Source organism: Pseudorhodoferax sp. (assembly GCF_047601025.1).
In the GTDB taxonomy this organism is placed as follows: Bacteria; Pseudomonadota; Gammaproteobacteria; order Burkholderiales; family Burkholderiaceae_C; genus Pseudorhodoferax.
The window spans coordinates 3869031-3888799 of the sequence record NZ_JASGJZ010000001.1 but is presented as its reverse complement, the minus strand read 5'-3'; the positions used below and the strand labels follow the sequence as shown (position 1 = coordinate 3888799).

14 protein-coding genes, 1 tRNA gene and 1 riboswitch are annotated in these 19769 nt (G+C 71.2%); of the genes, 8 read left to right on the top strand and 7 right to left on the bottom strand.

Translation table 11 applies throughout. From position 1 onward, the window contains the following. Nucleotides 1-63: 63 nt before the first annotated feature. From clpX to QM782_RS18155, 6 genes are all read right to left on the bottom strand, one after another. The gene (gene clpX, locus QM782_RS18180) at nt 64-1329 is read right to left on the bottom strand and encodes an ATP-dependent Clp protease ATP-binding subunit ClpX (protein ID WP_415204297.1); all 1266 of its coding nucleotides are present in this window, start codon (nt 1327-1329) and stop codon (nt 64-66) included. 114 nt (nt 1330-1443) lie between these two features. After that, on the bottom strand, nt 1444-2064 hold the full coding sequence (gene clpP, locus QM782_RS18175; RefSeq protein ID WP_415204296.1) for an ATP-dependent Clp endopeptidase proteolytic subunit ClpP: 621 nt from the start codon (nt 2062-2064) through the stop codon (nt 1444-1446). Between the two features lie 74 nt (nt 2065-2138). Continuing rightward, a complete protein-coding gene (tig, locus tag QM782_RS18170; RefSeq protein ID WP_415204295.1) occupies nt 2139-3455 on the bottom strand; it encodes a trigger factor in 1317 nt (438 codons plus the stop codon). A gap of 32 nt (nt 3456-3487) precedes the next feature. Then, nucleotides 3488-3573, bottom strand: a tRNA-Leu gene (locus QM782_RS18165). A gap of 23 nt (nt 3574-3596) precedes the next feature. Further along, on the bottom strand, nt 3597-6800 hold the full coding sequence (locus tag QM782_RS18160) for an efflux RND transporter permease subunit (RefSeq protein WP_415204294.1): 3204 nt from the start codon (nt 6798-6800) through the stop codon (nt 3597-3599). Nucleotides 6801-6807: 7 nt separating this feature from the next. Continuing rightward, nucleotides 6808-7941 carry an efflux RND transporter periplasmic adaptor subunit gene (locus QM782_RS18155; RefSeq protein ID WP_415204293.1) on the bottom strand — a complete coding sequence of 378 codons (1134 nt, stop codon included), beginning with the start codon at nt 7939-7941 and terminating at the stop codon, nt 6808-6810. A gap of 155 nt (nt 7942-8096) precedes the next feature. Here QM782_RS18155 and hpnC point away from each other — a divergent pair, with 155 nt between their 5' ends. Further along, complete coding sequence (gene hpnC / locus QM782_RS18150; RefSeq protein WP_415204292.1) at nt 8097-8939, top strand: squalene synthase HpnC; 843 nt, start codon at nt 8097-8099, stop codon at nt 8937-8939. 46 nt (nt 8940-8985) lie between these two features. Further along, nucleotides 8986-9570, top strand: coding sequence for a peroxidase-related enzyme (locus QM782_RS18145; protein ID WP_415204291.1), 585 nt, complete (start codon nt 8986-8988; stop codon nt 9568-9570). A 16-nt stretch (nt 9571-9586) separates the two neighbouring features. Here QM782_RS18145 and QM782_RS18140 read toward each other — a convergent pair whose 3' ends face one another. Then, nucleotides 9587-10369, bottom strand: a complete 783-nt coding sequence (locus QM782_RS18140; RefSeq protein WP_415204290.1) for an SDR family oxidoreductase — start codon at nt 10367-10369, stop codon at nt 9587-9589. Nucleotides 10370-10479: 110 nt separating this feature from the next. Here QM782_RS18140 and QM782_RS18135 point away from each other — a divergent pair, with 110 nt between their 5' ends. The 6 genes from QM782_RS18135 (at nt 10480) to QM782_RS18110 (ending at nt 19746) form a co-directional block, all read left to right on the top strand. Further along, nucleotides 10480-12177 (top strand): electron transfer flavoprotein-ubiquinone oxidoreductase, encoded by a 1698-nt coding sequence (locus tag QM782_RS18135; RefSeq protein WP_415204289.1) that lies wholly within the window; start codon nt 10480-10482, stop codon nt 12175-12177. 128 nt (nt 12178-12305) lie between these two features. Continuing rightward, nucleotides 12306-12407, top strand: a riboswitch (glycine riboswitch). Nucleotides 12408-12460: 53 nt separating this feature from the next. Then, nucleotides 12461-13597, top strand: a complete 1137-nt coding sequence (gene gcvT / locus QM782_RS18130; protein WP_415204288.1) for a glycine cleavage system aminomethyltransferase GcvT — start codon at nt 12461-12463, stop codon at nt 13595-13597. Nucleotides 13598-13639: 42 nt separating this feature from the next. Then, nucleotides 13640-14008, top strand: a complete 369-nt coding sequence (gene gcvH / locus QM782_RS18125; RefSeq protein WP_415204287.1) for a glycine cleavage system protein GcvH — start codon at nt 13640-13642, stop codon at nt 14006-14008. 12 nt (nt 14009-14020) lie between these two features. Next, complete coding sequence (gene gcvP / locus QM782_RS18120) at nt 14021-16915, top strand: aminomethyl-transferring glycine dehydrogenase (protein ID WP_415204286.1); 2895 nt, start codon at nt 14021-14023, stop codon at nt 16913-16915. A 24-nt stretch (nt 16916-16939) separates the two neighbouring features. Beyond that, nucleotides 16940-19030: an ATP-binding protein gene (locus tag QM782_RS18115; RefSeq protein WP_415204285.1), complete on the top strand. Its 2091-nt coding sequence runs from the start codon at nt 16940-16942 to the stop codon at nt 19028-19030. A 71-nt stretch (nt 19031-19101) separates the two neighbouring features. Beyond that, complete coding sequence (locus tag QM782_RS18110; protein WP_415205681.1) at nt 19102-19746, top strand: pseudouridine synthase; 645 nt, start codon at nt 19102-19104, stop codon at nt 19744-19746. Nucleotides 19747-19769 lie beyond the last annotated feature (23 nt).

Below are 19769 nucleotides of genomic sequence, written 5' to 3'. Positions count from 1 at the left end.
CACGGCACAGGCGGGTTGAACGAAAACCGGCCCCACGACCCCGTGGCAGGGCCGGTCGCACGGTCAGGCCGTCTTGGCCGCTTCCCGGTAGACCAGCAGCGGCGGCTTGTTTTCCTCGACGGTGGACTCGTCGACCACCACCTTCTCGACGTTGGCGGCGTTCGGCAGGTCGAACATGGTGTCGATCAGCGACTGCTCGAGGATCGAGCGCAGGCCGCGCGCGCCGGTCTTGCGCGCCAGCGCCTTGCGTGCGATCGCCTTCAACGCCGCCGGCCGGATCTCCAGATCCACGCCTTCCATGGACAGCAGCCGGCCGTACTGCTTCACCAGCGCATTCTTGGGCTCGGTCAGGATCTGCACCAGCGCTTCCTCGGTCAGTTCGGCCAGCGTCGCGACGACGGGCATGCGGCCGACCAGTTCCGGGATCAGACCGAACTTGATCAGGTCCTCGGGCTCGACCTCGCGGAACACCTCGGTCAGTCCGCGCTCCTTCTTGCTGCGCACGGTCGCGCCGAAGCCGATGCCGGAGGATTCCTGCCGGCTCTCGATGATCTTCTCCAGCCCGGCGAAGGCGCCGCCGCAGATGAACAGGATGTTGGTCGTGTCGATCTGCAGGAAGTCCTGGTTCGGATGCTTGCGCCCGCCCTGCGGCGGCACGCTGGCCATGGTGCCTTCGATCAGCTTGAGCAGCGCCTGCTGCACGCCCTCGCCCGACACGTCGCGCGTGATCGACGGGTTGTCGGACTTGCGCGAGATCTTGTCGATCTCGTCGATGTAGACGATGCCGCGCTGCGCGCGCTCCACGTCGTAGTTGCAGCTCTGCAGCAGCTTGGCGATGATGTTCTCGACGTCCTCGCCGACGTAGCCGGCTTCGGTCAGCGTGGTCGCGTCGGCCATCACGAAGGGCACGTCCAACATGCGCGCCAGCGTCTGCGCGAGCAGCGTCTTGCCCGAGCCGGTCGGCCCGATCAGCAGGATGTTGCTCTTGGCGAGCTCGACGTCGTCCTTCTTGGCCGTGTCCTTGTGGCGCAGGCGCTTGTAGTGGTTGTAGACGGCCACCGACAGCGTGCGCTTGGCGACCTCCTGGCCGACCACGTAGTTGTCCAGGTTGGTCTTGATCTCGTGCGGCGTCGGCAGGTCGCTGCGGCCTTCGCGCGCCTCGCCGGCGGCCGGCACCTCGTCGCGGATGATCTCGTTGCACAGGTCGATGCACTCGTCGCAGATGAACACCGAAGGACCTGCGATGAGCTTCTTGACCTCGTGCTGGCTCTTCCCGCAAAACGAGCAGTACAGGGTCTTTTCGCTGGAGGAGCCTTTTTTCTCGGCCATGGAAGAACGCCTTCTACAAGCAGTTGGGCAATGATAACCAAACGAAAAACGGCGCCTTCCAGTGGAGAAAGCGCCGTTTTTCGCGCAGGCCGCGCGGCTGCAGCGTGGGCCGGATCAGGGCCGCCGCGCGATCACCTGGTCGACGAGGCCGTAGTCCTTGGCTTCGTCGGCGGTCAGGAAGTAGTCGCGCTCAGTATCGGCCTTGACCTTGTCCAGCGGCTGGCCGGTGCGCTCGGCCAGGATGCGGTTCATCTGGTCCTTGGTGCGCAGGATGTCGCGCGCGTGGATCTCGATGTCCGTCGCCTGGCCGCGGGCGCCGCCCAGCACCTGGTGGATCATGATCTTGGAATTCGGCAGCGAGAAGCGCTTGCCCTTGGCGCCGGCCGCCAGCAGGAACGCGCCCATGCTGGCCGCGAAGCCGCAGCACAGCGTCGACACGTCCGGCTTGATGAACTGCATGGTGTCGTAGATCGCCATGCCGGCCGTGACGCTGCCGCCCGGCGAGTTGATGTAGAACGAGATGTCCTTGTCGGGGTTCTCGCTCTCCAGGAACAGCAGCTGCGCGACCACCAGGTTGGCCGTCTGGTCGTTGACCTCGCCCACCAGGAAGATCACCCGCTCCTTCAGCAGGCGCGAATAGATGTCGTACGAGCGCTCGCCGCGGCCCGACTGCTCGATGACCATGGGGATCATGCCCAGGTTCTGCGTTTCGAGCGCACTGTTGTGGATGACCATGTTTTCTCCGGGAAGGTGGTGTCGCCAGTTCGGCACGTGGGGGCGGAGAACGCGTTCTCAACCCCCGCGTCCGTTCACCCCTGCTGCTGCGCCATCAGTTCGTCGAAGCCGATGGTCCTGTCGGTGACCCTGGCCTGCGACAGCACATAGTCCGTCACGTTGTTCTCGAGCACCGCGGCCTCCACGTCCGCCAGGCGATCGCGGTCGCCGTAGTACCAGCGCACCACGTCCTGCGGCTGCTCGTAGCTGGCGGCCAGTTCCTCGATGTGGGCCTTGACCTGCTCCGGCTTGGCCTGCAGGTCGTTCTTGCGCACCAGCTCCGCGACGATCAGGCCCAGGCGCACGCGGCGCTCGGCCTGCGGACGCACGATCTCCTCGGGGATCGGCGCCTTGTCGGCATCCTTCAGGCCGCGGGCCTTCAGGTCGGCACGGGTGCTGTCGATCATGCGGCCGACCTCGGCCTGCACGCTGGCGTTCGGAAGGTCCAGTTCGGCCTTGGCGATCAGCGCGTCCATCACGGCCTGCTTGTTGCGGGCCTGCAGGCGGTACTTGACCTCGCGCTCCAGGTTCTTGCGGATATCCGCGCGCAGGCCGTCCACGCTGCCGTCGGCGATGCCCAGCGACCTGGCCAGTTCGTCGTCGACCTGCGGCAGGCGCCCTTCCTCGATCTTCTTGACCGTGACCAGGAAATCGGCCTGCTTGCCGGCCACGTCCTTGCCGTGGTAGTCGGCCGGGAAGGACAGCGGGAAGGTGCGGCTGTCGCCGACCCGCATGCCGCGCACGGCATCGTCGAACTCCTTGAGCATCTGGCCTTCGCCGGCCACGAACTGGAAGTCCTCGGCCTTGCCGCCCTCGAAGGGCTCGCCGTCGATCTTGCCCTCGAAATCCACGGTCACGCGGTCGCCCGGATCGACGTAGCCGCCGGCCGGGCGCTCCAGGAACACGCGGCGCTGCTTGCGCAGGATGTCCAGCGTCTTGTCGATGGCCTCGTCGGTCACTTCGGCGTTCAGGCGCTCGATCTCGGCGGTGGACAGGTCGTTGACGACCACGTCGGGAAACACCTCGAACACGGCATCGAAGGTCACCTGGCCTTCGGGCGCGCCTTCCTTCTCGCTGATGCGCGGCTGGCCGGCCACGCGCAGGTTGGCCTCGTTGGCAGCGGCGGCGAAGGCTTCGCCGACCTTGTCGTTCATGACCTCGTAGTGCACCGAATAGCCATAGCGCTGGGCCACGACGTTCATCGGCACCTTGCCGGGCCGGAAGCCGTCCATGCGCACGCTGCGCGCAATCTTGCGGAGGCGGTTGTTCACCTCGTTCTGGATCGCCTCCACCGGCAGCGACAGGGTGATCTTGCGCTCCAGCTTTTCCAGGTTCTCAACGGTAACTGCCATGGTGGTCTCGGGATGAAGGAAATCTATGTCGATGGTGCGCGGGGGGGACTCGAACCCCCACACCATTGCTGGCGTCAGGACCTAAACCTGGTGCGTCTACCAATTTCGCCACCCGCGCGGGTTTCGGTCGAACCGACCATTTTAGCCCTTGGCGAGGGGGTTGCCGGCCACGGCCTGCGCATGCGCCTCGTCGGCCGGCTTCTTCACGCGGAACCAGGCGGCGTACATGGCCGGCAGCGCCAGCAGCGTCAGCGCCGTGGCCACGATCAGCCCGCCCATGATGGCCACCGCCATCGGCCCCCAGAACACCGAGCGCGACAGCGGGATCATGGCCAGCACGGCCGCCGCCGCGGTCAGCACGATGGGCCGCAGCCGGCGCACGGCCGACTCGACGATGGCGTCCCAGGCCGGCACGCCGCGCGCGCGGTCCTGCTCGATCTGGTCGATCAGGATCACGGAGTTGCGCTGGATCATGCCCATCAGCGCGATCACGCCCAGCAACGCGACGAAGCCGAACGGCCGGCCCAGCACCAGCAGCGCGCCGGCCACGCCGGCGATGCCCAGCGGCCCGGTCAGGAACACCAGCACCGACCGGCTGAAGCTCTGCAGCTGCAGCATCAGCAGCGTGAAGGTCAGGAACAGCATGATGGGCACGCCGGCCGCGATCGAGGCCGAGCCGCGGCTGCTCTCCTCCACCGCGCCGGCCACCTGGATGGCGTAGCCGCCCAGGCCCTGCTGCCGCCACTGGTCCTCCAGCCCGCGCAGGCGCGGCAGCAGCTCGTTGGTGACGGTCGCGCCCTGCAGGCCCTCGGCGATGTCGCTCTGCACCGTGATCGCGTACTCGCGGCCCTCGCGCCACATCACGCCGGGCTCCCATCCGAACACCGGCGTGGCGATCTGCGTCAGCGGGATCGCCCGGCCCGAGGCCGTGGGGACGTAGGCGTTCACGATGTCGGTGATCAGCGCCCGCTCGCTGGCCGGCTGGCGCAGCACGATGTCGATCAGCTTGTCGTGCTCACGGAACTGGCCGATGGTGGCGCCGGTCAGCGCGATGTGGGCGGCCTGGGCGATGGACTGGCTGGTCACGCCCAGCGAGCGCGCCTTGGCCTGGTCGACCTCCAGCCGCACGGTCTTGACCGACTCGTTCCAGTTGTCGTTGACGCCGCGCGTGTTGGGGCTCTCGCGCATCGCGGCCTTGACCTCGTCGGCGCGCCGGCGCAGCAGCTGCGGGTCCGGCCCGACCACGCGGAACTGCACCGGGTACGGCACCGGTGGGCCGTTGGGCAGCAGCTTGACGCGGCCGCGCACCTCGGGGAACTCCTCGGCCAGCAGCGCCGGCAGGCGCACGCGCAGCCGCTCGCGCAGCGGCAGCGACTGCGGCAGCACGATGAACTGCGACACGTTGGTCTGCGGGAACACCTGGTCCAGCGGCAGGTAGAAGCGCGGCACGCCCGAGCCGATCCAGGCCGTGACCGAGCGCACACCCTCCTCGCGCATCAGGCGCTCCTCGACGCGCCGGGCGATGGCTTCGTTCGACGCGAACGAGGCGCCCTCGGGCAGCCAGATGTCCACCAGGATCTCGGGCCGGCTGGAATCCGGGAAGAACTGCTGCTGCACCTTGCCCATGCCGACGAGGCCCAGCGCGAACACCCCCACCGTGGCCAGGATGACCAGCCAGCGGTGCGCCACGCACCAGTGCACCATGCGGCGGAAGGCGTTGTAGAAGCCCGAGTCGAACAGCTCGTGCGGCTGCCCCGGCACGCCGGCCCGCGGATGGGGCTTGAGCAGCAGCGTGCCGAGGTAGGGCACGAAATACACCGAGACGAGCCAGCTCAGCACCAGCGCGATCACGGTCACCGCGAAGATCGCGAAGGTGTACTCCCCGGTCACGGACTTGGCGATGCCGATCGGCAGGAAGCCCACGGCCGTGATCAGCGTGCCGGTCAGCATCGGCATCGCGGTGATCTCGTAGGCGAAGGTGGCGGCGCGGACCTTGTCGTAGCCCTCCTCCATCTTGCGCACCATCATCTCCACGGCAATGATGGCGTCGTCCACCAGCAGGCCCAGCGCGATGATCAGCGAGCCCAGCGAGACCTTGTGCAGGCCGATGTCCCAGTACCACATGGCCAGGAAGGTCGCGGCCAGCACCAGCGGGATCGTGACCGCCACCACCAGGCCCGGGCGCACGTCGATGTACCAGCGCCGCCACCAGCGCCGCTCGCCCGGCCGGCCATGCAGGCCGAGCGAGACGAAGCTGACGGCCAGCACGATGACCACGGCCTCGACCAGCACCTTCACGAACTCGTTGACCGAGCTGGACACGGCGCTCGGCTGGTCCTGCACCTGCGCCAGGTGCACCCCGACCGGCAGGCCTCGCTCGATGTCGGCGAAGGCCGCCTTGAGCGCCTTGCCGAGCCGGACGATGTCCCCGCCCTTGGTCATGGACACGCCGAGCGCGATGACCTCGCGCCCGTCGTGCCGCACCTTCACGGTCGGCGGATCGACGTAGCCGCGCCGGATCTCGGCGATGTCGCCCAGCCGCAGCTGCGCGCCGGAGGGCCCGCGGATCGGCATGGCCCGCAGCGCGCCGATGTCGCCGAACTGCCCCGTCACCCGCAGCTGCACCACGTCCAGCGGCGTCTGTACCGCACCGGCGCTGGCCACCGCGTTCTGCTGGCGCAGCTGCTCCAGCACCTGGTTGAAGTCCAGGCCCAGCTGGGCCAGCCGGCGCTGCGGCAGCTCGATGTAGACCTTCTCGTCCTGCACGCCGAACAGCTCGACCTTGGCCACGTCGGGCACGCGCAGCAGCACCTGGCGCGCGTCGTCGGCGAACTCCTTCAGTTCGGCGTAGCTGAAGCCCTCGGCCGACAGCGCATAGATCACGCCGTAGACGTCGCCGAAGTCGTCGTTGAAGAACGGGCCGGCCACGCCCTGCGGGAGCAGGTACTGCATGTCGCCGATCTTCTTGCGCACCACGTACCACAGGTTGGCCACGTCGCGGGGCGGCGAGTTGTCCTTGAGCTCGAAGATGATCTGCGACTCGCCCGGCTTGGAGTAGCTGCGGATGCGGAACGCGTACGGCACCTCCTGCAGCGTGCGCTCGAGCTTGTCGGTGACCTGCTCGGCCACCTGCTGCGCGGTGGCGCCGGGCCAGTAGGTGCGCACCACCATGGCGCGGAAGGTGAACGGCGGGTCCTCGTCCTGCCCCAGCTGGAAGTACGCCGCGAAGCCCAGCAGCATCACCACCACCATCAGGTAGCGCGTCAGCGCCGGGTGGTCGAGCGCCCAGCGCGAGAGGTTGAAGCCGGCCCCGGACCGGGCCGGCGGCGAGTTCGGTGCACTCATGGCGGATTCAACGCGGTGCGGAAGCGGGCGCCGCGGCCGGCGCGTCGGCACCGGTGCCGACGCGCGGCTGGTAGACGCTGACCTTCTGGCCCGGCGCCAGCACGTGCACGCCCGCGGCCACGACGCGCATGCCCGGCGCCAGGCCCGCGCTGATCACCGCCTCGTTGCCGTCGGCGGTGGCGATCTCCACCGGCTGCGAACGCACCGTCATGCTGGCCTCGTCCAGCAGCCAGACCGCCGTGCGGCCGTCGGACTCCTGCCTCAGCGCGCTGGTCGGCAGCTTGATCACCGGCTGGCCGCTGGTGCCCAGGTCGCGCGGCACGACGGAGACCGTCGTGCCCAGCGGCGGCGGGGTCGGCGTCTCCAGCGCGACCTTGACCTGGAAGGTGCGCGTGGCCGCGTCGGCGCTGGCCGCGACCTCGCGCACGCGGCCGGGCAGCACCGCCTCGGAATTCCACAGCCGCACCTCGACCGGCGAGCCGACCCGCACGGCGCGCACGCGATCTTCCGGCACCGAGAACACCACGTCGCGCACGCCGTTCTGCGCCACCTGCACCACCGGCGCGCCGGCCGCCACCACCTGCCCGGGCTCGGCCTCGATACCGGTCACCACGCCGGCCACGTCGGCCACCAGCCGCGCGTAGCCGGCCTGGTTGCCCTGCGCCGCCAGCTGGGCCTGGGCCTGGTCGAGCTCGGCCTGGGCGGCGCGGAACGCGGCTTCGCGCCGCTCCAGCTCGGCGTCGCTGATGAAGTTCTGCCGGCGCAACTCGCGGTAGCGCTGCAGGTCGGCCTGCGTCAGGTCGCGGTTGGTCTGCGCGGCCGCCACCTGGGCGCGCGCCGCATCGGCGGCCAGCCGCAGGTCCTGCGCGTCCAGCTCGGCCAGCAGTTGGCCCACGCGCACGGTCTGGCCCAGCTCCACGGCCCGGCGCACGATCTTGCCGGCCACGCGGAAGCCCAGGCGCGATTCCACGCGGGCGCGCACCTCGCCGGCGAACTCGAAGCCGAACGTGGCAGCCTCCGGCGCCACCGTCAGCAGCTTGACGGCGCGCACCGGCTCGGGCTCCGCCGGCGGTTTCTGGCAGCCCGCGAGCAGGGCCGCCAGGGCCAGGAGCGCTGCGCGCGGCCATCGAGTGCGGCGCATGCGCCTCAGTTGGTGTGACATGGGAAATCCCGAAAGCACTGCGGCCAGCGTGTGCTGATCCCCAGATGGTTCATCCAGCGGTGTGATCGACATATTGTCGATCGAATCGCCCGACCGCCGCGCCCGCAGGGGATGGCGGCGACAATGCCGCGCCCATGCCCTCGCCGACACAGGGCGCAGCCGCCGCGGCGGCCCGCGTCGACCACTACGAGAACTTCCCGGTCGCCTCCTGGCTGTGCCCGGCCGCGCTGCGGCCGACCGTCGCCGCGATCTACTGGTTCGCCCGCACGGCCGACGACCTGGCCGACGAAGGCGACGCGCCGGCCGACCGGCGGCAGGCCGATCTGCTCGCCTACCGCGCCGACCTGGCGGCGCTGTACGCCGGCGCCCCGCCGTCCGGCCGCTGGCCGCGCGTGTTCGGCCCGCTGGCCGGCGCGATCGAACGCCACGCGCTGCCGCAGGAGCCGCTGGACGACCTGCTGGCCGCCTTCCTGCAGGACGTGCGCAAGACGGCGGCCGGCGAGGGCTACGCCGACCGCGCCGAGCTGCTGGACTACTGCCGGCGCTCGGCCGCGCCGGTCGGCCGGCTGATGCTGCACCTGTACGGCGTGCACGACGCCCCGTCGCTGCAGCGCAGCGACGACATCTGCAACGCGCTGCAGCTGATCAACTTCTGGCAGGACCTCTCGGTCGACCTGCCGCGCGGGCGCTTCTATCTGCCGCGGGACCGCTGCGCCGCGCACGGCACGACGCCGGCCGCGCCGGTGCGCGCGCTGGTGGCCGAGGAGGCGCAGTGGGCACGCGCGCTGATGCTGCGCGGCGCACCGCTGGTGCACCGCGTGCCCGGCCGCACGGGCTGGGAGCTGCGCCTGGTCGTGCAGGGCGGGCTGCGCATCCTGGACAAGCTCGCCGCGCTGGACCATGCCAGTTGGCGCGAACGCCCGCGCCTGTCCAAGGCCGATGCGCCGCGGCTGCTGTGGCGCGCCTGCCGCATGTAGCACCCCTATCATGGCCCGCCATCTGCCACGACCGGAGACGCCAGCCATGTCCACCCGCTACCCCCTGCCCGACCTGGACCAACTGCCCGAGGACATCCAGGCCAAGATCCTCGAGGTGCAGCAGAAAGCCGGCTTCGTGCCCAACGTGTTCCTGGCCCTGGCCCGCCGCCCGGCCGAATGGCGCGCCTTCTTCGCCTACCACGACGCGCTGATGCTCAAGGAGGACGGCAACCTCAGCAAAGGCGACCGCGAGATGATCGTCACCGCCACCAGCGCCGCCAACCAGTGCCTGTACTGCGTGGTCGCGCACGGCGCGCTGCTGCGCATCTACGAGAAGAAGCCGCTGGTGGCCGACCAGGTGGCCATCAACTGGCGCAAGGCCGACATCGCGCCGCGCCAGCACGCGATGCTGGAGTTCGCGATGAAGGTCTGCCAGCGCTCGCACGAGATCGACGACGCGGACTTCGCCGCGCTCGCCGCGCACGGCTTCACCGACGAGGACGCCTGGGACATCGCGGCCATCGCCGCCTTCTTCGGCCTGTCCAACCGCCTGGCCAGCTTCAGCGGCATGCAGCCGAACGCCGAGTTCTACCTGATGGGCCGCCAGCCGCGGCCGAAGCAGCCCGCGTGAAGCCTGCGGGCGGCGCTCAGACCCCGAACCCGTCGTCGGCCGCGATCACCGCGCCGTTGACGAAGTGGCTCTGGTCGCTGGCCAGCAGCACGATCAGCGCGTCCAGGTCCTCGGGCTTGCCCACGCGCTTGCGCGGCAGCGCCTGCACCAGCCTGCGGCCCTGCTCGGTCTGCCAGTGCGCATGGTTCAGCTCGGTGTCGATGTAGCCCGGGCACAGCGCGTTCACGTTGATGCCGAAGCGGCCCCACTCCAGCGCCATCGCGCGCGTCATGTGCACCACCGCGGCCTTGGTCATGCTGTACACGCCGATCTTCGGCATGGTCTTGAGCCCGGCCATCGAGGCGACGTTGACGATGCGCCCGCCGGTGTAGCTGCCCGGGGCCGCGCCCTGCGCGCGCGCCAGCATGCGCCGGCCGACCTCCTGCGCGACGAAGAACGCGCCCCGCACGTTGGTGTCGAACATGAAGTCGAAGTCTTCCTCGTCCACGTCCTCCAGGCGCTGCGCGGTGCTCACGCCCGAGTTGTTGACCAGGATGTCGATCGAGCCGACCTCGGTCTCGGCATGCGCGACCGCGGCGCGAATGGAACCACGGTCGGTCACGTCCAACTCCAGCACATGGGCATCGCCGCCCTCGCCCTCGATCTGCGCGCGCAGTTCCCGCAGGCGTTCCAGCCTGCGGCTGGCCAGCACCACCGCCGCGCCCGCGCGCGCCAGCACCCGCGCGAACTGCGCGCCCAGTCCGCTGGAGGCGCCTGTCACCAAGGCGACGCGTCCATCCAATCCGATGCTGTACGCCATGCGAAAACCCCCACCTTCCACGTCCCGGAACACCGGTCGGCATTGTGACAGCAGCCCGCAACTCGCCGCTTAAAATCCGCCGCCGCATCCAACAGCAGAGAGACACCCCCATGACGAACGAAGAGATCCTGGCCCAGTACGGTCCGCGCGAGGCCATGGAATACGACGTCGTCGTCGTCGGTGGTGGCCCGGCCGGGCTGGCCACCGCCATCCGGCTCAAGCAGCTCGCCGCCGAGAAGGGGACCGACGTCTCGGTCGTCGTGCTGGAGAAGGGCTCCGAGCCCGGCGCCCACATCCTGTCCGGCGCCATCATGGACCCGCGCGCGCTGACCGAGCTGCTGCCGAACTGGAAGGAAGACGGCGCCCCGCTGAACCAGCCCGTCACCGACGACGCCATGGTGTTCCTGGGCGAGAAGTCCGGCCTGCGCACGCCCAACTTCCTGCTGCCGGCGTGCTTCCAGAACCACGGCAACTACATCATCAGCCTGGGCAACGTGGTGCGCTGGCTGGCGCAGCAGGCCGAGGGCCTGGGCGTGGAGATCTTCCCGGGCTTCCCGGCCGCCGAGGTGCTCTACAACGAGGACGGCTCGGTCAAGGGCGTGGCCACCGGCAACCTGGGGATCGGCAAGGACGGCGAGCCGACCGACGAGTTCCAGCTCGGCATGGAGCTGCACGGCAAGTACACGATCTTCGCCGAGGGCGCGCGCGGGCACCTGGGCCGCCAGCTGATCGCGCGCTACAACCTGGACGAAGGCCGCGACCCGCAGACCTACGGCATCGGCATCAAGGAAGTCTGGGAAATCGATCCCCAGCGCCACCAGCCCGGCTTCGTGCTGCACACGGCCGGCTGGCCGATGGACAACAAGACCTACGGCGGCGCCTTCCTCTACCACATGGAGGACAACAAGGTCACGCTCGGCTTCATCACCGGGCTGGACTACAGCAACCCCTACCTGAGCCCGTTCGAGGAATTCCAGCGCTGGAAGACGCACCCCAACATCCGCTGGTACCTGGAAGGCGACGAGGCCCACGGCATCAAGCCCGGCAAGCGGCTGGGCTACGGCGCCCGCGCCATCACCGCGGGCGGCCTGCAATCGCTGCCCAAGACCATCTTCCCGGGCGGCGCGCTGGTCGGCTGCGACGCCGGCTTCCTGAACGTCAGCCGCATCAAGGGCAGCCACGCCGCGATCAAGACCGGCATGCTGGCGGCCGAGGCCGCCTACGACGCCATCGTGGCCGGCCGCCAGCACGACGAGCTCGCGCTGTACCCCGAGCTGTTCGAGAACAGCTGGCTCTACACCGAACTGAACAAGGCGCGCAACTTCAAGGCCTGGTTCAAGAAGGGCCTGACGGTGGCCACCGTCATGAACGGCTTCGAGCAGTTCGTGCTCCGGGGCAACGTGCCGTGGACGCTGCACCGCAACAAGCCCGACCACGCCTACCTGAAGCCCGCGGCCGAGTGCAAGCCCATCGTCTACCCCAAGCCCGACGGCAAGCTGACCTTCGACCGGCTGTCCAGCGTGTTCATCAGCAACACCAACCACAACGAGCACCAGCCGGCGCACCTGACGCTGAAGGACCCCTCGGTGCCGGTCAACGTGAACCTCGCCAAGTTCGCCGGCCCGGAATCGCGCTACTGCCCGGCCGGCGTCTACGAGTTCGTGAAGACCGACGCCGGCGGCGACCGGCTGCAGATCAACGCGCAGAACTGCGTGCACTGCAAGACCTGCGACATCAAGGACCCGACGCAGAACATCGTCTGGGTCACGCCCGAGGGCGGCGGCGGGCCGAACTACTCCGGCATGTGAGCCCGGCCGCGCCGCTGGCTATACTGCGCGCCGGTCAGGAGAGAGCCCCGCGCCCCATGCGCAGCGGGGCCGCCGACGGCGCAGGCTCTTGCCCGGCGCCCGGGCAGAAGGACTGACCGAGGTCACCGGCCGTCCTCACTGGAGAGAGGCCCGCCCCTTGCGCGGGCCCACCGAAGGGGCGACCCGCGCAAGCGGCGAATCTCCCAGGTAAAGCGGACAGCGAGGCAGCCCGTGGCGCACACTACTGCGCCATGCCGTGAAACTGCCCCCGAGGAGTCGCGCGATGCCCGACACGCCGCTGCTGCACACCCCCTTGCACGCCCTGCACCTGGAACTGGGCGCGCGCATGGTCCCGTTCGCCGGCTACAGCATGCCGGTGCAGTACAGGGCCGGCCTGATGGCCGAGCACCTGCACGTGCGCCGCGCGGCCGGCCTGTTCGACGTCTCGCACATGGGCCAGCTGCAGCTGCAGGGGCCGGACGCCGCCGCCGCGTTCGAGAGCCTGGTGCCGGTCGACGCCATCGGCCTCGGCCTGGACCGCCAGCGCTACGGCCTGCTGCTGGCCGAGTCCGGCGGCATCCTCGACGACCTGATGTTCGTGAACCGCGGCGACCACCTGTTCGTGATCGTCAACGGCGCCTGCAAGGCCGCGGACACGGCGCACCTGCGGGCCCGCATCGGCAGCCGCTGCGCCGTCGTGCCGCTGGCCGGACACGGCCTGCTGGCGCTGCAGGGCCCCGCGGCCGCGGCCGCGCTGGCCCGCCTGCTGCCGGGCGTGGAACGGCTGGTCTTCATGACCGGCCGCGCCTTCGACTGGCAGGGCGCGCCGCTGTACGTCACCCGCAGCGGCTACACCGGCGAGGACGGCTTCGAGATCTCCGTGCCCGGGCCGCAGGCCGAGGCGCTGGCGCGCGCGCTGCTGGCCCAGCCCGAGGTGCTGCCGATCGGCCTGGGCGCGCGCAACTCGCTGCGGCTGGAGGCCGGCCTGTGCCTGTACGGCAACGACATCGACACCGCCACCACGCCGGCCGAGGCGCAGCTGCAGTGGGCGATCCAGAAGGTGCGCCGCACCGGCGGCGCGCGCGCCGGCGGCTTTCCGGGCGCCGGCACGGTGCTGGCCCAGCTCGACGGCACGGCGCCGCTCGCGCGCCGGCGCGTCGGCCTGATCGCGCTGGAGCGCGTGCCGGTGCGCGAGCACACCGCCCTGCAGCCGCCGGACGGGCCGGCGGCGGGCGAGGCCATCGGCGAGGTCACGAGCGGCCTGCTCGCCCCCTCGGTCGACCGGCCCATCGCGATGGCCTACCTGCGCACGGAATTTGCAGAACCCGGCACGCGCGTGCATGCCATCGTGCGCGGCAAGGCGGTGCCGATGGAGGTCGTGCCGCTGCCCTTCCTGCCGCCGCGCTACCACCGCGGCTGAACCTCTTTCCTACCTACCTGAACAGCAACCCGAGGACACACCATGATCAAGTACACCGAAGACCACGAATGGATCCAGGTCGAAGGCGGCGTCGCCACCGTCGGCATCACCCGGCATGCGCAGGACGCGCTGGGCGACGTGGTGTTCGTCGACCTGCCCGAGGTCGGCAAGACGCTGGCGCAGAAGGAAGTGGCCGGCGTCGTCGAATCCGTGAAGGCCGCGGCCGACGTCTACATGCCGGTCTCCGGCGAGATCACCGAGGTCAACGAGGCGCTGCGCGCCGACCCGGCCCTGGCCAACAGCGACCCGATGGGCGCCGGCTGGTTCTTCAAGGTCAGGCTCAGCGACGCCGCGCAGGTCGACGCGCTGCTGGACGAGGCCGCCTACGACACCTTCGCCGCCAACCACTGACCCGCCCGCGCCATGGCCGCTTCCCCGCCGTCGCTCGCCGACCTGGAAAACCCCTCGGAATTCATCGCCCGCCACATCGGCATCACGGCCGACGACGAGGTCCGCATGCTGGCCGCCGTCGGCGCCGCCTCGCGCCAGGAGCTGGTCGCCGGCATCGTGCCGGCCAGCATCGCGCGCGGCGCGCCGATGGACCTGCCGCCGGCGGTGGGCGAAGCCGCCGCGCTGGCCGAGCTGCGCGCCATCGCCGCGAGGAACCGGCGCGTCAAGAGCTGCATCGGCCAGGGCTACCACGGCACGCTGACGCCCGGCGTCATCCTGCGCAACGTGCTGGAGAACCCGGCCTGGTACACCGCCTACACGCCCTACCAGGCCGAGATCAGCCAGGGCCGCATGGAGGCGCTGCTCAACTTCCAGACCATGGTCGCCGACCTGACCGGCATGGACATCGCCAACGCCTCCATGCTGGACGAGGCCACGGCCGCCGCCGAGGCCATGACGCTGGCGCGCCGCAGCGTCAAGGCCGCGAGCCGGCGCTTCGTGGTCGGCGGCGACTGCCATCCGCAGACCATCGAGGTGGTGCGCACGCGCGCGCTGCCGCTGGACATCGAGGTCGTGGTCGCCGACTCGGCCGCCGCCTGGGAAGCGGCGATGCAGGGCGAGTTCTTCGCCGCGCTGATCCAGTACCCGGCCTCCAGCGGCTGGCTCATGGACTGGCGGCCCGAGGTCGAGCGCATCCACGCCCGCCAGGCCGCCGCCATCTTCGCCACCGACCTGCTGGCGCTGACGCTGCTGGTGCCGCCGGGCGAATGGGGCGCCGACATCGTGGTCGGCAGCAGCCAGCGCTTCGGCATGCCGATGGGCTGCGGCGGCCCGCACGCGGCCTTCCTGGCCTGCCGCGACGCCTACAAGCGCTCCATGCCGGGCCGGCTGGTCGGCGTGAGCCGGGACGCCGAGGGGCGCCCGGCCTACCGGCTGGCGCTGCAGACGCGCGAACAGCACATCCGGCGCGAGAAGGCCACCTCCAACATCTGCACCGCGCAGGTGCTGCCGGCCGTGGTCGCCAGCATGTACGCGGTATACCACGGCCCGGCCGGGCTCGCCCGCATCGCCGGGCGTGTGGCGCGCCTGGCCGCCATCCTGTCCGCGGGCCTGAAGCAGCTCGGCCTGGCCACGCCGCACCACGACAGTGCCTTCGACACCGTCTGCTTCAACACCGGCGCGCGCACCGCCGACTACGTGGCGCGCGCGCTCGCGCAGGGCATCAACATCCGCCGCGCCTGGGACGACTACGTGGTCATCGCGCTGGACGAGGCCACCACCCGCGCGGACGTCGCCGCGCTGTGGCGCGCCTTCGCCGCCGACGGCCAGGCGCTGCCGGACTTCGAGGCGCTGGCCGCCAGCGCCTCGCCGCTGATCCCCGATGCGCTGCGCCGCACCAGCCCCTTCCTCGCGCACCCGGTGTTCAACACCCACCACAGCGAGACCGGCATGCTGCGCTACATCCGCAGCCTGTCGGACAAGGACCTGGCGCTGGACCGCAGCATGATCCCGCTGGGCAGCTGCACGATGAAGCTGAACGCGACCAGCGAGATGATCCCCATCACCTGGCCGGAGTTCGCCGACCTGCACCCGTTCGCGCCGGCCGACCAGCTGCAGGGCTATGCCGAACTGGACGCGCAGCTGCGCGCCTGGCTCGGCCAGGCCACCGGCTATGCCGGCATCAGCCTGCAGCCCAACGCCGGCTCGCAGGGCGAGTTCGCCGGGTTGCTGGCGATCCGCGCCTGGCACGCCGCTCGCGGCGAGCCGCAGCGCACCGTGTGCCTGATCCCGGCCTCGGCGCACGGCACCAACCCGGCCAGCGCCCAGCTGGCCGGCATGCAGGTGGTGGTCACGGCCTGCGACGCGCAGGGCAGCGTGGACCTGGAGGACCTGCGGCGCGCCTGCGCCGAGCACGCCGACCGGCTGGCCTGCGTGATGATCACCTACCCCAGCACGCACGGCGTGTTCGAGACCGGCGTCCGGCAGCTGTGCGAGATCGTCCACGCCCACGGCGGCCGCGTCTACGTGGACGGCGCCAACATGAACGCGCTGGTCGGCGTGGCCGCGCCGGGCGAGTTCGGCGGCGACGTGAGCCACCTGAACCTGCACAAGACCTTCTGCATCCCGCACGGCGGCGGCGGCCCCGGCGTCGGCCCGGTCTGCGTGGTCGAGGACCTGGTGCCCTTCCTGCCCGGCCACGCCGCCAGCGGCCAGCCGGGCATGGTCGGCGCCGTGTCGGCCGCGCGCTACGGCAACGCCGCGGTGCTGCCGATCAGCTGGATGTACATCCGCATGATGGGCGCGGCCGGCCTGACGCAGGCCACGGAGACGGCGATCCTGTCGGCCAACTACGTCAGCGCGCGGCTGAAGGACCACTACCCCACGCTGTACGCCAGCGCCAACGGCCACGTGGCGCACGAGTGCATCCTGGACCTGCGCGCCATCACCAAGGCCAGCGGCATCACCGCCGAGGACGTGGCCAAGCGCCTGATCGACTACGGCTTCCACGCGCCCACGCTGTCCTTCCCGGTGGCCGGCACGCTGATGGTGGAGCCGACCGAGAGCGAGACGCTGCCGGAGCTGGACCGCTTCGTCGATGCGATGATCGCGATCCGTGCCGAGATCCGACAGGTCGAGGACGGGACGTGGCCCTGCGACGACAACCCGCTCAAGCATGCGCCGCACACCGCGAACCGGCTGCTGGCCGCCGACTGGGCGCGCCCCTACCCGCGCGAGCTGGGCGCCTTCGCGCTGCCGGCGCTGCGCCATGCCAAGTACTGGCCGCCGGTGGCGCGCATCGACAACGCCTACGGCGACCGCAACCTGTTCTGCAGCTGCCTGCCGGTCGAGGACCGGGCCCAAGCATGACCTGGCGGGCGCGGCCGTCGCGCGATGAACGCAGCGCGCCGCAGCACGCCCGTGCCCTCCCCCTCCGGGCCCGCGGTCGAGGGCTACCTGCTGCCGCAGCTCATCCGCGACCTGCGCAGCTACCAGGCGGAGCTGGAAAGCCAGAACAAGGTCCTGCGCTACAGCCAGGCCATGGCCGAGGCGGCCTCCCGGCGCTTCGAGACGCTGTTCTCCAGCGTGCCGCTGGCGCTGATGGTGGTGGACGAGCACGACCTCGTCGTGCAGAGCAACTCCATGGCCCGGCGCTCGTTCCAGCCGACCGAGCGCGACCCGCCGCTGAACTTCCTGATGCCCTTCGTCAGCGCGGCCAGCGCGGCGGCCGTGCGCGCCGCCTTCGCGCTGGCGCGCGAGCGCGGGCAGGCCGAGGCCAAGGAAGTCGTGTTCGCGATCGGCGCGGACCGCCGCATCACCGGCGACCTGCACATCGCCCGGCTCGACCAGGCGCAGGAGCCGGTCGCGCACTTCATCTGCGCCGTCATCGACCAGGGCCCGCTGCTGGCCGAGCGCCGTGCGCTGCTGCAAAGCGGCGCCGAGCTGCAGCAGCGCAACGAGCAGCTGCGCATCAGCCAGGCGCGGCTGGCCGACATCATCGACTCGTCGCTGGACGCCATCGTCTGCGTGGACCGCGGGCACCGCATCACCGTCTTCAACCCGGCCGCCGCCACGCTGCTCCGCTGCCCGCCGGCCGACGCCCTCGGCAGCCCGCTGGCGCGCTTCTTCCCGAACGCGGCCGAGCTCATGGCCCGGCACCCCGCCACCGCCCAGCTGCCGGCCACTGAGATGCAGGCGCTGACGGCCGACGGCGCCGCCGTGCCGGTGGAGGTCAGCGTGGCCTTCGGCGACACCGCCACGGTGTTCGCGCGCGACCTGACCCTGCGCAAGCGCGACGAGGCCCAGCGCGCGGCGCTGGAGGCGCAGTTGCGCCAGTCGCAGAAGATGGAGGCGGTGGGCACCATGGCCGGCGGCATCGCCCACGACTTCAACAACATCCTGCACGCCATCATGGGCAACGTGGCCCTGGCCAGGGAAGACAGCAGCCTGAACGCCGCCGCCCAGGAGAGCCTGCGCGAGATCGAGAAGGCCGGCCGCCGCGCGCGCGACCTGGTGCGCCAGATCCTGACCTTCAGCCGCAACGAGGCGCCGCGCCGCGTGCCGATCGACCTGGCCGAGGTACTGGCCGAGACCGAGCGGATGCTGCGCGTGACGCTGCCGCCGCAGGTGGAGCTGCACCTGCGCATCCACCACAGCGTGCCGGCCGTGCTGGCCGACAAGACCCAGGTCGGCCAGGCCGTGCTGAACCTGGGCACCAACGCGGTCCAGGCCATCCAGGGCGCGCCCGAGGGCCGGGGCGCGGTCTGGATCGACCTGCAGCGCGAATCGCCCGGGCCCGCGCGCTGCGCGCGGCTGGGCCTGGCGCCGGGCGTGTACGCCCGCGTGTCCGTGCGCGACGACGGCCCGGGCATGGACGCCGCCACGCTGGAGCGCATCTTCGAGCCCTTCTTCACGACCAAGCAGGTCGGCCAGGGCACCGGGCTCGGGCTGGCCGTCGTGCACGGCGTGATGCGCAGCCACGGCGGCGCCGTGGACGTGCAGAGCGCGCCGGGCCGCGGCAGCCGCTTCATGCTGTACTTCCCGGCCACCGACGCGCCGCCCGCCCCGCCGGCGGCCACCGCGCCGGCAAGCGCGCCCGCCGTGGCCGGCACCGGCCAGCACGTGATGTACGTGGACGACGACGAGGCGCTGGTCTTCATGGTCCGGCGGCTGCTCGACCGCCGCGGCTTCCGCGTCACCGGCTTCACCGACCCGCACGCCGCCGCCGCCGCGCTGCGCGAAAACCCGCAGGCCTGGGACCTGGTGGTCACCGACTACAACATGCCCGGCTACTGCGGCGTGGACCTGGTGCGCGAGGCGCGCGGCATCCGCGCCGACCTGCCGGTCGCGCTGGCCTCGGGCTACGTGACGGCCGAGATCGAGCGCGAGGCCCTGGCCGAAGGCGCCCGCGCGCTGATCCACAAGCCCAACGACGTGCAGGAGCTGTGCGCCACGGTGCAGCGGCTGCTGCAGGAGAACGCGTGAGCCCCGCCCCGCCGCCCGACGAGGCCCGCACCGCAACCCGTACGGACGAAGACGCCCCGGCGGGCGAGGCGCTGCAGGTGCTGCACGCCGACGCCGCGCTGCTGGTGCTCGCCAAGCCGGCCGGCCTGCTGTCCGTGCCGGGCCGCGGGCCGGACAAGCAGGACGCGCTGTCCGTGCGCGCGCAGCGCCGGTACCCGGACGCGCTGGTGGTGCACCGGCTGGACATGGCCACCTCGGGCCTGATGCTGATGGGCCGCGGCCCGGCCGCGCAGCGCGCGCTGTCCATGGCCTTCGAGCAGCGCCGCATCGCCAAGCGCTACGAGGCCGTGGTCGACGGCCTGTGGGCGCTGCCGCCCGGGCCGGAGGACGGCGACTGGGGCCTGATCGACCTGCCGATCCGCGTGGACTGGCCGCGCCGCCCGCTGTCCATCGTCGACCCGGCGGGCGGCCGCCCCAGCCGCACGCGCTGGCGGCTGCTGGCCACCGACGCGCGAGCCGGCACCAGCCGGCTCGCGCTGGAGCCGGTCACCGGCCGCTCGCACCAGCTGCGGCTGCACCTGGCGGCCCAGGGCCATCCGATCCTCGGCGACGCGCTGTACGCGCCGCCGCCGGTGCAGGCGCGCGCGCCGCGGCTGCTGCTGCACGCCTGCGCGCTGGCGCTGGCGCATCCGCTGGACGGGCGGGCGCTCGCCTTCGAGAGCCCGGCGCCGTTCTGACCGCCGCCGGCACGGTCAACGCC